Genomic DNA, 12,517 nt, shown 5'->3' with positions numbered 1-12,517 from the left:
GCGGAGCAAATGGCCAAGCCTCACTCGCTCGTCATGGCCGGGCGTGTCCCGGCCACCCACGCGGTTCCGCTTGAAAGCCTTATGCAAGGATAGTCCAGACGGATGGGCGTGGTTGCCCGTGACAAGCACGGGCATGACGGAAGGCAAAAAACCGTGTCGCCCTCTTGGTGCTCTTGGTGTCTTGGTGGTCAATTCCCTCGGCAGCCAACGGATCGTGTCGCCGAATTTAAACCGGGCAGCCGTGCGCGTGTCACGGGCATCCACGCCGATCAGCCTGAATTCATAGCGTCATGAGGCGTCGTGGCGGCGCCGCGTGGATACGCGGGACAAGCCCGCGCATGACGAAGATAGGGGGCGCTTCCGCCTAAACTAACGCGTCTCGCCCCCGAACGCCCGGGCTAATGGCTGGTGGCGCGCAGATCCGTCAGCGGCACGAAGGCGGGCATGGCATCCTTGAAGACCTTGAAGGTCTTGGCGCCGCGCCCTTCGGCGAATTCGGCATAGGCGGCGGCCAAGGCGGCGGCGCATTCGGCCTCCCCCGCTTCGGGAGCGAGGTCGCGCATCAATTCGCGGAACCGCTTGAGGATGTGCAGGCGACTGACATTGACCACCTGCTGCTCGAAAGGCACGCCCAGCGTCTCGAAAAACTGTTCCGCCGAAGAGAGTCCGGCGAGCTTTTCCTGAATCATGGCGATTCTCCTAAACGAGGCCGATGGACCGTTCCGCCGCTTCCGTATGGAAACGGCGCAGATCATCGGCGGTGGGAATGGTCTTGGTGGCGGCGGCGTGGGTTCTGACCTGGGCCAACATGACGCGGGCCTGCGGATTGGACACCGACAGCCCCATTTCACGGCAGGCATGCAGAACCGAGGTCAGGCCGGAATGCTTGCCCAGCACCACCCGATGGTCGCGGCCCAGCTCGGCCGGGTTCAGCGCCTCGTAGGTGCGGCGGTCGCGCAGCAGACCGCTGACATGAATGCCGGATTCGTGGGTGAAGATATTGGCCCCGACGATGCTTTTATCCACCGGCACCGGCCGCCCCGAGGCATCGGCCACCAGCTTGGACACCGCGCCCAAGGCCAGCTTATCGACGCCGGTGCCGAGGCCGTAGAGATGATCCAGCGCCACCACGACTTCTTCCAACGGAGCATTTCCGGCGCGCTCGCCCAGCCCGTTGACGGTGGTGCTCACATGGGTGGCGCCGCCCTTGACCGCCGCCAGGGAATTGGCGGTGGCCAGCCCCAGATCGTCGTGGGCGTGAATTTCCAGCTCGATGGAGGTGGCGGCGCGCAAGAGCTTGAAGCGGTCATGGGTCTCGAACGGGTCCATGATGCCCATGGTGTCGGCGAAGCGGAAACGCCTTGCCCCTGCCCTTTCGCAGACCTCCAACACCCGACACAGGAAATCGGGATCGGCCCGCGAGGAATCCTCGCCGCCGATCAGGACGTCGAACCCCATGTCGCGCGCCTTGCGAATCATCAGATCGAGATGTCCCAGCGCCCAGGCGCGGTCGCGCCCCAGCTTGGCGGCCAGTTGCAGGTCGGAAACCGGAATGGACAGATTGACCGAGCCCAGCTTGCAGGCGACGGCCGCATCAAGATCGTCGTCGCGCATGCGGCACCAGGCGATCAGCCGCGAACGCAGACCCAGCGCGGCGACGGCGCGAATACCGGCCTGCTCCTCCTCCCCCATGGCGGGAATGCCCACTTCGATCTCGGGCACTCCTGCCGCCGACAACGCGGTGGCGATGGCCAGCTTCTCGTCGAGGCTGAAGGCAACCCCGGCGGTCTGCTCGCCGTCGCGCAGCGTGGTGTCGTTGATGACGATTTTGGCGGCCTGTTCCGGGGTGGCGGCCATGGTCATGTCCTCAGCCGCAGCTCTTCACGGAGCAGGAGCAACCACCCTTGGATTCGGGGGGCGGCGTGTTGGGATTGTCGAACACGAAGCCCGAACCCATGGAGGAGTTGTCCACGTAATCCATGGTGGCGCCCACCAGCCAAAGGGCCGAGCCGGGATCGACGAAAACCTTGATGTCGTTGAATTCGAGAACCTGATCGTCCTCGGCGGCGGCGGCTTCCAGGCCCATATTGTAGGAGAAGCCGGAACAGCCCTTCTGCACCATGATGCGCAGGCCTTCGAACTCGCCCTTGCAAACGTCACGGATGACGTCAACGGCCTTGTCGGTGAGGGTCATCATATCAGCGTCCTCCTTGGTGAACCGAATTCCACACCAATGACTAAGCAAGGAGGATGCCAGACTTTATCGCGTTGTTTTGTAACGTTTTTTTAGATTGTCGCTTATGGGGAAACCGAACAATGTCGGATCTGCGACACCGGACGATGGGCCAGCAGCGACACGCCGTCCTCGGCGCCGAAGCAGACGGCGACATCGGCGCAGACTTCGCAATTGGGCGATTTGCAGATGACGATGCCTTCGCGCTGGCACAGTTCGCGATAGAAGAATTTCTTCCACTTCATGTCACCGCTATTGGCCTCGGCCAGGCGGGAGAAGTGACGGCGCATCAGTCCGGATAGATCGGCGCGACCAGTCAGGCCGAGATCTTGCCACAGATGGTTGGCGCCCAACGAGCGCCGCGCGATCACATGGGCCAGCCATTCCTCTTCCACCAAGCCGCGGGAACGGTGCTCCACCAGCAGGGCGCGAAGGTCCGGTTCCTCGGCGGCCAGGGGCTCGTCCTCTTCTTCTCCGGACAACCCGGACAACAGGCCGGGCGCCAGGGGAAAATACCGTCCGACCAGGGCGGCGAGATTGAAGGCGGAAAGCCCCAAACCGCTGGTCAGCGGCCTGCCGGAACGATCCGCCATGGCGACCGCGATGGCGCAAGCGAACAGATGGCGGTCAAAGGAATTGCCGCTGCCTGCACCGGCCATCAGTCGGGTATAGACATCCATTGCCATGGCGTTTACCCCCACCATTGGAGAGCGGGCCTCCCGCCCGCTGGGTGAAGAGCGGGCGGGAGGCCCGCCCCCCGTTCGCGTTAAGCCGGAACCGGCTCGTGGGATTGGGCGTTGGTGCCGCACACTGCTTGGCAAGAGCCGCAGCCGATACAACTGCCAGCCTTGTCCAGGGTCATGACCTTGCGCACGATCTCTTCGCTGTCATCGAAGGGATCGCACAACTCGTCATCCTCGTTGATGCCCATCAGCTTCATGACCGACTGGGTGCAGACCTTGAAGCAACGGCCGCAGCCGATGCACAGCTCGTCGCTGATGGCGGTCAGGTACTTGGGAATCCAAGTGGACCCATCACGGGTGATGAATTGGCGAAACGACATGGAACTCTCCCTCTCCTTCGGGTGCAGTAATTTCAGGCGGCCGCCACTTCGGGGAATTTGGCGATGACGGCGGCGGCCTCGGCGATGATCTTGGTGGCCTTGGTGGACATGGACGCCACGTCGTCGAAGCCGAAGCGGTGCAGGTCGCGCAGATAGGAATTGACCACCACCAACTTGCCGCAGGTCAGCAGCATGCGGCCCCAGCCTTCATGATGGATCTTCATGATGGGCGAGGCGGCGCAGCCGGTGGCCTTCTCGATGGCGAAGGCGATGGCGTTGTAATACAGCTCGACCCGCCACAGGATGTCCGGATCGGGATCGCCCATGATGGGGATCTCGCGGCGCTGTTCCTTGGTGACGATGAAGGGAGCGAGCAGTTCCTCGTCGGACATGGTCTCCCAGGCGCCGCTGCTATCCTGGGCGCGGATCAGCGTCAGCAGGGATTTGATGAAGGGATCGTCGCTCATAAGTATTCTCCTTTAATGTCCCTCAGGCGCCGGGCGGGATGCTCCGCATCCCTTGGCTTTCGCGCCACGTGGCGCGCCGGCCCTTGGCCGCAACTCCTCGCCAATGAAGATTTCATTGGCTCGTCGGTATCAATCTTCGTCGTCGATGAAACGCTCGTCACCGGCCGCATTGCCTTGCATGGCCTTGCGCAGCCACGGCGGCGGATTGCCCTTCAGCATGGTGCGGACCCGCTCGATCACGTCGGAAATGGCCTCGTCGGACGGCAGCTTGATGGGGTGCACCTTGGCGCGCACCACGCGGGCCGCCGCCGGGCCGCCGATGGCGCGGCAGAACAGCAGGGACGTTCCCTCCAGGGCGGCGATCTTTACGCCCAGGCGATCCTCGACCTCGTCGTGATTGCCGCTCTGGTCGCTGACATTGTCGAACTGGACGGCTTCCAGGAAGGTGTGGCCATCGGGGCCGATGTCGTAGAACATGAATGTCTTGGCGCCGTTGAAATGGGCATCGACGCGCTGACGGTCCTGGGTTGCGACGGCGATTCTCATGTGACCTCCTTTTAATGGCGGCGGGCGGCCGCTTTCCGTTTCGGCCGGATCAACCAGCCGCAGCCGCCTTGTGTTCATGGTCGTGCTCCGAATGGGCGTGGCCCGGCCGTTCCATCAAGATATTGCCGAGCTGGGTGATCAGGTCGCGGGTGCCGCGATAGCCTGCACTGACCAGATGAGCGGCGCCCAAGCGGTCGAACACCGGGAAACCGGCCCGAAACAGCGGAATACCGTGACCGGCCGAAACCTGGCGCGCATTGGAATTGGCGATGATCAGGTCGCAGCCGCCTGCTTCCAGGATCTGATCTTCCAGATCCTCGAAATCGCCGACGATCACCCGTTCGGTCTTCAACTCGGCGAGGCCGGGCTGGGCCTGGGTGGTGACAGCGGCGGCGATGGTGGCGCCCATGTCGGACACCAGCTTGCCCATGGTCCAGACCAGCGAGGGCTCGCCCGCGATGGCCACCGAGCGGCCGCCGAAATAGAAATGACCGTCCAGCATGGCGTCCACCAGCTGCGAGCGGGCGCGGCGCTGGCGGGCGGGAACCGGCACTCCGGCCACCGAGGACAGCGACACCATCAGGCGGTCGACCGCTTCCAGCCCGGTGACCCGATCCAGCAGGACATAGGGAACGCCGGTCTTTTCCTGCAAGGTCTTGGCGGAAATGCGCATGTGCTCGCCGATGGCGATGGTCAGGCGCGAACGGCCCATTTCGCGCACCTGCGCCACGCTGGTGCCGCCCAGGGTGGTCGGCGTATAGGCGTCGGGAACATGGCCATCCAACGAGTCCGACAGATCGGGCAGAACAACCGCCTCCAATCCGAAATCGGCGATGATGTCCTTCAAGGCCTCCACGTCGCCGGGAGTCAGGTGGCAGCCGGGCAGCAGATTGACCCGGTTGAGCTTGGCCTGATTGCCGGGCGCGGGCACCAATTGGCGGATCATGGCGGCGATGGCCTTGCCCCAGCCGGTTTCCAGTGATCCGGCGAAGTCGGGCGCGCTGACATCGACCACGGCGATATCGTGCAATTCCTTGTTGCGGGCGCGGATCTGGCGGACATCGCCTTCCATGTCCTCGCCGCGGGTCTCGGTCAGCGCGGTGGAGATCAGGCCGATGATTTCCGGCTTGGCGCGCCGGGCGATGTTGAGCAGCCCCTGCTCCACCTGATCCATGCCACCCAGGATGGTGCTGATCTCGTTCATGGCGGTGGTCTGCAGCGGAATGGCCTCGCGGAAATGGCGGACCATCATGACCAGGGCGAAGGCGGTGCAACCCTGGCTGCCGTGGAACATGGGCAGGCAGCCCTTCATGCCCATGAAGGCCAGCGAGGCGCCCAGCGGCGCGCTGATCTTGAGGGGGCTGGTGGACAGAGCCTTGTTGTGATCGACGATGAGGGCCATGGTCTTATTCCACTTCCCAGGGGGCCGGGGCGCGAACCTGCGCCCAGATGGGGTTGTTGATGGACAGATCGATCTCGCGCACCATGGCGACCATGCCGTCATAGGCGGCGAAGCCGTGGTGGCGTTCCTGATTGATGTCGATCCAAGGCGTGCGGGCCTTGAGCGCCACGAACTGCGAGCGCCCGCCCGACAACATCATGTCGGCCTTGCCGTCCTTGAACATGGCGTACATGTCCCGAGGCGTGATGGCGTCGGCCAGCTTGTCCTCGTCGCCGCCCAGGCGTTCCAGCGCTTTTTTCTTGTCGGCCTCGGTGGCCTTGCGGACCGAGGAGCCGACCACTTCCATGCCCACTTCCTGAAGAGCCTGGATCACCGACCAGCTTTTGACGCCGCCGGTATAAAGCAGCACCTTCTTGCCCGCCAGCCGGGGCTTGTACTCTTCCAGCCGGGCCCAGGCCTTGGCCTCTTCCTCGGCGATCAGATCCTCGGTGCGGCCGATCAGCGAGGGATCGGCCCCCTTCTCCACCAGCATGCGGGCGATGTTGCGCAGCGCCTCGGAGGTGTCGGAAATGCCGTAGAACGATCCCTCGTAATAGGGAATGTCCCACTTCTCCTTCATCTTGCGGGCCAGGGTGATCAGCGCCTGGGAACACAGCACCATATTGGCCTTGGCGGTGTGGCAAGCGGCCACTTCCCGATAGCGGGCGTCGCCGGTGATGGAGGCGCGCAGGCGAATGCCGAGACGGGCCAGCAGCGGACGGAACTGGTCCAGCTCGCCCGCCACGTTGTATTCGCCCAGGATGTTGATGTCGCAGGGGCCGACATCGTCGGGCTCGACGGTGCCGATGACATGCTCGAACAGCGCCTCGCCGCCCAGACGGTTGCCCAGATTCTTCGACCCGGCGAAACCGGGCGCGTTGACCGGAACCACCGGGGTGCCCAGACGCTCGGTGGCGGCGCGGCAGACGGCGTCCACGTCGTCGCCGATCAGCGAGGCGACACAGGTCTGATAGACGAACACCGCCGCCGGTTTGTAGCGGGCGATGGCCTGCTTGATGGCCTTGTAGAGCTTCTTCTCGCCGCCATTGACGATGTCGAGATTGCCCATGTCGGTGGTGAAGCCACGGCGATACAGATTGGAGCCGCTGCTCCAGGAATTCCGCGTGTCCCAGGAATTGCCCTCGCAGGCGATGGGACCGTGAACCAGATGCACCACGTCGGTGATGGGCTGAAGGGCGATCTTGGCGCCATCAAAGGCGCATCCGCCAGCGGCGGCGCCAGGGACCAGCGTCTTGCCGCATCCCTTCTTGCGGTCCTTGTCGGACTTCGCCTGATTGGTGGCGCAGCCCGGCTCATTCATCAGCTCCTTGATCTTAGCCTTGAGCATGAGAGACCTCCCGGTGCGGTTCGGTCCTCTCCTCGCAAGCCCCATGCCAGAGCCTAAAATGGCGGAAATAAAGGGATTTTTTGCCAAAGACGGCGGGTTTGTAGCATGTGCGACAACGACATTGTCGCGCCAAGGGCAAAGAAAATCCCCGGAGCGTCGCCGCTCCGGGGATTGATCATCGTGCACCTGGGAGGTTGGGTTAGCGCACGAGATCGTAGGAGATATCGCTGGCCGCATCGGTCACTTCGAAGATGCGGTCCAGGATTTCCACCAGAACCCGCAGGGCGCCCTGATAGCCCATGGTCGGGAAGCGGTGGTGGTGGTGACGGTCGAACACCGGGAAGGTCAGACGGATCAGCGGAATGCCGGTGTCCTTTTCCAGGTACTTGCCGTAGGAGCTGCCGATCAGCAGATCGGTGGGCTCGGTGAACAGCAAGGAGCGCATGTGCCACAGATCCTTGCCGGCATAGGCCTTGCAGCCGACGCCGAACGGCGAGGTGGCGAACAGAGCCTCCATCTTCGCGGTCCAATCCTTGCCCGCATTGGTCGACAGGCAGTGGGCGGGCTCGCAGCCCATTTCCAGCAGGAAGGCGGCCATGGAGTAGACGAAGTCGGGATCACCGAAGATCGCGACCTTCTTGCCGTGCAGATAGGCCTGGCTGTCGGCCATGGCGTCGACCAGACGGCCACGCTCCTTCTCGATCGCCGGGGTGATCGCCTTGCCGGAGATCTCGGAGATCTTCATCAGCAGGGCGTCGGTGGCGCCGACACCCATGGGATAGTGGAAGGAAGCAGTCGACTGACCCTTGGAAGCGACGTATTCCAGGCTCTTGTCCGAGCAGTACTGCTGCAGGCCGATGGTGGCCTTGGCGTTGATGGCGTCGCGGACGTCATCAAGCTTGGTGCCGCCGTCATACATGCGGTAGGTGCCGTCCGAGGGGGTGTCGTAGATGTCGGAGACATCGCTGATGAAGGTGTAATCGACACCCATGTCGTCCAGGTAGCGCTTCAGTTCGCGGTTGTTGGCGACCGCGTAACCGTCGAAGCCGGGGATGATGTTGATCTTGCCGTTGGAGGCGCCGGGCTTCACTTCGCCCTTCTCGCGATCCCAGAAGTAGTTCAGCACGCCCTTGATCATGTTGTCGTAGCCGGTGGTGTGGCTGCCGACGAAGGACGGGGTGTGCGCGAAGGGAACCGCGAAATCGGCCGGAACCGCTTCCTTTTCCTTGGCGGTGTTGATGAAGGCCGACAGATCGTCGCCGATGACTTCCGCCATGCAGGTGGTGGACACGGCGATCATCTTGGGCTTGTAGAGGGTCTGGCAGTTCTGCAGGCCATCGACGAGGTTGTTGAGACCGCCGAACACGGCGGCGTCTTCGGTCATGGAGTCAGAAACGCAGGGCACCGCTTCCTTGAAGTGACGGGCCAGATGCGAGCGGAAATAGGCGACGCAGCCTTGCGATCCGTGCACATAGGGCATGGTCTCTTCGAAACCCTGGGCGGCGAACACGGCGCCCAGCGGCTGACAGGCCTTGGCCGGATTGATGACGGCCTTCTGGCGAGCGAAGTTCTTTTCGCGATATTCCCAGGTCTTGGTGTACTCGGACTGAGCGAGGACGGCTTCATCGGAGGGGCGGCACTCGAAATTGGCCTTCTTCTCCGCGAACATCTCCGTGTATTCGGGTTCCTTGAACAGGGAGACGTGGTCCTTGGTCTTTTCTGCGCTCTGAGGCATGACTTCTCTCCTTCTCAACTCCCCGCGCCCCCGATTGTTGGGCGATACGCGGGGAGGAGTTAAACGGAAACAACACGTTACAGGTTTGACGGTAAGTCTTAGGCCGCCTTCCAGGGGGCTTTGAACTTGTTCCAAACCGGGCTGTTGATGGCCATGTCCATGTCACGGGCGAAGATGGCGAAGCCGTCATAGCCGTGATAAGGACCGGAGTAGTCCCACGAGTGCATCTGGCGGAAGGGCACGCCCATCTTCTGGGTCGCGTACTTCTCCTTGATGCCCGAACCGACCAGGTCGGGACGGATCTTCTCGATGAACTTCTCCAGCTCGTAGCCGGTCACGTCGTCATAAATCAGCGTGCCTTCCTTAACGTAGTGGCCGGTGCGCTGATAGTCGTCGTTGTGGCCGAATTCGTAGCCGGTGCCGATCACCTTCATGCCCAGGTCTTCGTAGGCATTGGTGACGTGACGGGGGCGCAGGCCACCGACATAGAGCATGACGGTCTTGCCGTCGAGCCGGGGCTTGTACTTGGCGACCACGTCGGCGACCAGGGCCTCGTACTTGGCGATGACCTTCTCGGCATTGGCCTGGATGGTCTCGTCGAACTGCGCGGCGATCTTGCGCAAGCTGGCGGCGATCTGGGTCGGGCCGAAGAAGTTGTATTCAACCCAGCTGATGCCGTACTTCTCTTCCATGTGGCGGCAGATGTAGTTCATCGACCGGTAGCAGTGGATGAGGTTCAGCTTGGCCTTGGGGGCACGCGCCATTTCCGCCAGGGTGGCGTCGCCGGACCACATGCCGATGACCCGCAGGCCCATCTCTTCCAGCAATTTGCGCGACGGCCAGGCGTCGCCGCCGATGTTGTAGTCGGCGATCAGGTTGACGTCGTAGGGGCCGGTCTCGAACTCGGGCACGCCCTTTTCGAACACCCAATCCCGGATGGCGTCGTTGGCGATGTGGTGGCCCAGGGACTGGGACACGCCGCGGAAGCCTTCGCAACGCACCGGAACGATGGTCTTGCCGGTTTCCTTGTGCTTCTTCTTGGCGACGGCTTCGATGTCGTCACCGATCAGGCCGATGGGGCATTCGGACTGGATGGAGATGCCCTTGTTGAGCGGGAACATGACGTCCAACTCGTCGATCATGGCGTCCAGGTTCTTGTCGCCACCGAACACGATGTCGCGTTCCTGGAAATCCGAGGTCACCTGCATGGTGACGAAGCTGTCGATGCCCACGGTGCCGTTGAAGTAGTTGCGGCGCTGGGACCAGCTGTAATGGCCGCAGCCGACGGGGCCGTGGCTGATATGGACCATGTCCTTGACCGGACCCCAAACCACGCCCTTGGAACCGGCGTAGGCGCAACCACGGATGGTCATGACGCCAGGGATCGACTTGATGTTGGACTTCACACCACAGCCGGTAACGCCTTCCTCTTCGGTGGCCTTGGCGACCGAGAGATGCTTGGCGCGACGCTTGCCGGACTTTTCCGGGTACGCATCAAGGACTTCCTTGATCAGCGCCTCGGCGGCGGCTGTGTCGTTGGTGTAATCGAGGCTCATGGCCCTCTCCTTCAGCTTTGGTGAATGGGCCCTCCACCCTTTAGGAGGGCCCACCGGTTACCGTATTCGCCTTAGGCGGCGCCGCTGCTGCAGAGCGAGGCTTCCTTGGCGGCGAGCTCGGCCAGGGCCTGCTCGTCGGTCTTCATGATGCCGAACTCGATCAGCATGTCTTCCAGCTCTTCCATGGTGATCGGGGTCGGGATGGTGCCCTTGCCCGCATTGGCATGGATCTTCTGAGCCAGCTGACGATATTCCTCGGCCTGGGCCGAGTCGGGAGCGTATTCGATGACGGTCTGACGACGCAGCTCGGCGTGCTGCACGATGTTGGCGCGCGGCACGAAGTGGATGAGCTGGGTGTTCAGGCGCTTGGCCAGGGCTTCGGCCAGCTCGACTTCGCGGTCGGTCTGACGCTCGTTGCAGACCAGGCCGCCGAGGCGCACGCCGCCGGAACCGGCATACTTCAGAATGCCCTTGGAGATGTTGTTGGCGGCGAACAGCGCCATCATCTCGCCGGACATGACGATGTAGATTTCCTGGGCCTTGTTCTCGCGGATCGGCATGGCGAAGCCGCCGCAGACCACGTCGCCCAGCACGTCGTAGGACACGTAGTCCACGTCGTCATAGGCACCGTTCTCTTCCAGGAAGTTGATGGCGGTGATGACGCCACGACCGGCGCAGCCGACGCCCGGCTCGGGACCACCGGACTCGGTGCACTTGATGCCCTTGTAGCCGATCTTCATCACGTCCTCGAGCTCGAGGTCTTCCACCGAACCGGCCTTGGCGGCCAGATGCAGAACGGTGTCCTGCAGCTTGCAGCCCAGGATCAGGCGGGTGGAGTCGGCCTTGGGATCGCAGCCGACGATGAGGATCTTCTGGCCCATCTCGACGAGGGCGGCCAGGGTGTTCTGGGAAGTGGTGGACTTACCGATGCCGCCCTTACCATAGAAAGCGATCTGACGAAGAGACATGTGAAGGTTCCTTTCTATCTGCCTACCGAAATCGTCGGCGAGGGCAAGGCCTCCGCCACGACATGGGTATCGCAACCGGCGTGCCAACTTCCCGTGCAGCGCAGCATGATTTTTTTATTGTTTATTTTCAATGCGTTAAGCATGTCTCAGGCAGATGTGCCTGCATTTTGTGCGTCTGTCTGGAACCCGACAAACCTACGACAGAGTGTTCCAAGCCCAACAGCGGCGGAGATTCTACGGTCCTATACCGCCCATATCTCAGGTATGAGTCTTGCATGGCGTCGAGCGAACTCGAGGGGGCCTCCAGACAGCATGACCGAAAAGCAGATCCAGCGTCTTGGGCACAGCACCAATCTTATGGGCCTGTCCACCAATCTATTGGGCAGTGCATTGTTCAACGACGACCCTCGCGAACTGCACATTTCCGGCGTGCGCGAGATGAACCCGACCATGTTCGAGATGCTGGAGCAATCGGACGGCCTCGCCGATGCGGGCGATGCCTTTTATAAATACATGATGGCCATGTTCGGCATCGATCCCGAACAACAAGATGCCGACGAAGTGGCCAAGTCCGGCGGCAAGACACCGGTGCGGCGCTATCGTTCCAGCTTCCTGCGCCTGCTCAAGGGTTGGGGCTATGACTCCAACAGCCCCGAGGGCGCCGTTCTGAAAGGCTGGGTGGAAAGCCGATTCGGCCTGTTCCCCACCTTCCACAAGGAGATGATCACTCGCTTTTCCACCGCTGGCTGGATGGCCTATGTGGAAGAGAAGATGTCGTCGCGCTTCCACAACAACTCCATCTACTGCCAACTGGACATGCTCTACGAGTTCTGCCAGTGGGCGTTGGAGCGCCATGTGGCCAAGGGACAGCGGCATGTGACGCTGTACCGGGGCATCAACTCGTTCGACGAGCATCAGGTGGTGGACCGCGTCGACAAGCGCAATGTGGTGATGCGCCTCAACAATCTTGCCTCTTTTTCCAGCGACCGGACCGTGGCCGACTGTTTTGGCGACACCATCCTTACTGTCTCGGTGCCGCTGGTGAAGATCGTGTTCTTCAATACCCTGCTGCCCATCCATCCGCTCAAGGGCGAGGGCGAATATCTGGTTGTCGGCGGCGACTATCGAGTCGCCGCCAGCTATTTTTGAAAGAGAACCGA

At 62.3% G+C, this 12,517-nt stretch carries 13 protein-coding genes; 1 reads left to right on the top strand and 12 read right to left on the bottom strand.

The features are described 5' to 3' along the window. Positions 1 to 398 precede the first annotated feature (398 nt). The 12 genes from CU669_RS09620 to nifH all read right to left on the bottom strand — a co-directional run bounded on the left by CU669_RS09620 (position 399) and on the right by nifH (position 11,357). Entirely contained in the window at positions 399 to 689 is a 291-nt protein-coding gene (locus CU669_RS09620; protein ID WP_112144078.1) for a nitrogenase-stabilizing/protective protein NifW, read from the bottom strand. 10 nt (positions 690 to 699) lie between these two features. Then, on the bottom strand, positions 700 to 1,857 hold the full coding sequence (gene nifV, locus CU669_RS09615) for a homocitrate synthase (RefSeq protein ID WP_407671567.1): 1,158 nt from the start codon (positions 1,855 to 1,857) through the stop codon (positions 700 to 702). Positions 1,858 to 1,867: 10 nt separating this feature from the next. Further along, complete coding sequence (locus CU669_RS09610; RefSeq protein ID WP_112144074.1) at positions 1,868 to 2,197, bottom strand: HesB/IscA family protein; 330 nt, start codon at positions 2,195 to 2,197, stop codon at positions 1,868 to 1,870. Positions 2,198 to 2,298: 101 nt separating this feature from the next. Next, the gene (locus CU669_RS09605; RefSeq protein WP_112144073.1) at positions 2,299 to 2,919 is read right to left on the bottom strand and encodes a nitrogen fixation protein NifQ; all 621 of its coding nucleotides are present in this window, start codon (positions 2,917 to 2,919) and stop codon (positions 2,299 to 2,301) included. A gap of 80 nt (positions 2,920 to 2,999) precedes the next feature. Beyond that, a complete protein-coding gene (gene fdxB, locus CU669_RS09600; protein WP_112144071.1) occupies positions 3,000 to 3,296 on the bottom strand; it encodes a ferredoxin III, nif-specific in 297 nt (98 codons plus the stop codon). Between the two features lie 32 nt (positions 3,297 to 3,328). Then, positions 3,329 to 3,763 (bottom strand): NifX-associated nitrogen fixation protein, encoded by a 435-nt coding sequence (locus CU669_RS09595; protein ID WP_112144070.1) that lies wholly within the window; start codon positions 3,761 to 3,763, stop codon positions 3,329 to 3,331. Between the two features lie 129 nt (positions 3,764 to 3,892). Then, positions 3,893 to 4,309, bottom strand: a complete 417-nt coding sequence (nifX, locus tag CU669_RS09590) for a nitrogen fixation protein NifX (protein ID WP_112144068.1) — start codon at positions 4,307 to 4,309, stop codon at positions 3,893 to 3,895. A 49-nt stretch (positions 4,310 to 4,358) separates the two neighbouring features. Beyond that, on the bottom strand, positions 4,359 to 5,711 hold the full coding sequence (nifN, locus tag CU669_RS09585) for a nitrogenase iron-molybdenum cofactor biosynthesis protein NifN (RefSeq protein WP_112144066.1): 1,353 nt from the start codon (positions 5,709 to 5,711) through the stop codon (positions 4,359 to 4,361). A gap of 4 nt (positions 5,712 to 5,715) precedes the next feature. Then, on the bottom strand, positions 5,716 to 7,098 hold the full coding sequence (nifE, locus tag CU669_RS09580; protein WP_112144064.1) for a nitrogenase iron-molybdenum cofactor biosynthesis protein NifE: 1,383 nt from the start codon (positions 7,096 to 7,098) through the stop codon (positions 5,716 to 5,718). Positions 7,099 to 7,297: 199 nt separating this feature from the next. After that, a complete protein-coding gene (gene nifK, locus CU669_RS09575; protein ID WP_112144062.1) occupies positions 7,298 to 8,833 on the bottom strand; it encodes a nitrogenase molybdenum-iron protein subunit beta in 1,536 nt (511 codons plus the stop codon). A gap of 98 nt (positions 8,834 to 8,931) precedes the next feature. Continuing rightward, entirely contained in the window at positions 8,932 to 10,389 is a 1,458-nt protein-coding gene (nifD, locus tag CU669_RS09570) for a nitrogenase molybdenum-iron protein alpha chain (RefSeq protein ID WP_112144060.1), read from the bottom strand. Between the two features lie 71 nt (positions 10,390 to 10,460). Continuing rightward, positions 10,461 to 11,357 (bottom strand): nitrogenase iron protein, encoded by an 897-nt coding sequence (gene nifH / locus CU669_RS09565; protein ID WP_112144058.1) that lies wholly within the window; start codon positions 11,355 to 11,357, stop codon positions 10,461 to 10,463. A gap of 312 nt (positions 11,358 to 11,669) precedes the next feature. Here nifH and CU669_RS09560 point away from each other — a divergent pair, with 312 nt between their 5' ends. Next, positions 11,670 to 12,506 (top strand): NAD(+)--dinitrogen-reductase ADP-D-ribosyltransferase, encoded by an 837-nt coding sequence (locus CU669_RS09560; protein ID WP_112144056.1) that lies wholly within the window; start codon positions 11,670 to 11,672, stop codon positions 12,504 to 12,506. Positions 12,507 to 12,517: the final 11 nt, after the last annotated feature.

The organism is Paramagnetospirillum kuznetsovii, from assembly GCF_003284725.1.
Classification (GTDB): Bacteria; Pseudomonadota; Alphaproteobacteria; order Rhodospirillales; family Magnetospirillaceae; genus Phaeospirillum; species Phaeospirillum kuznetsovii.
Note: the sequence above shows the minus strand (reverse complement) of the source record. Positions and strands in the feature narration are given on the sequence as shown.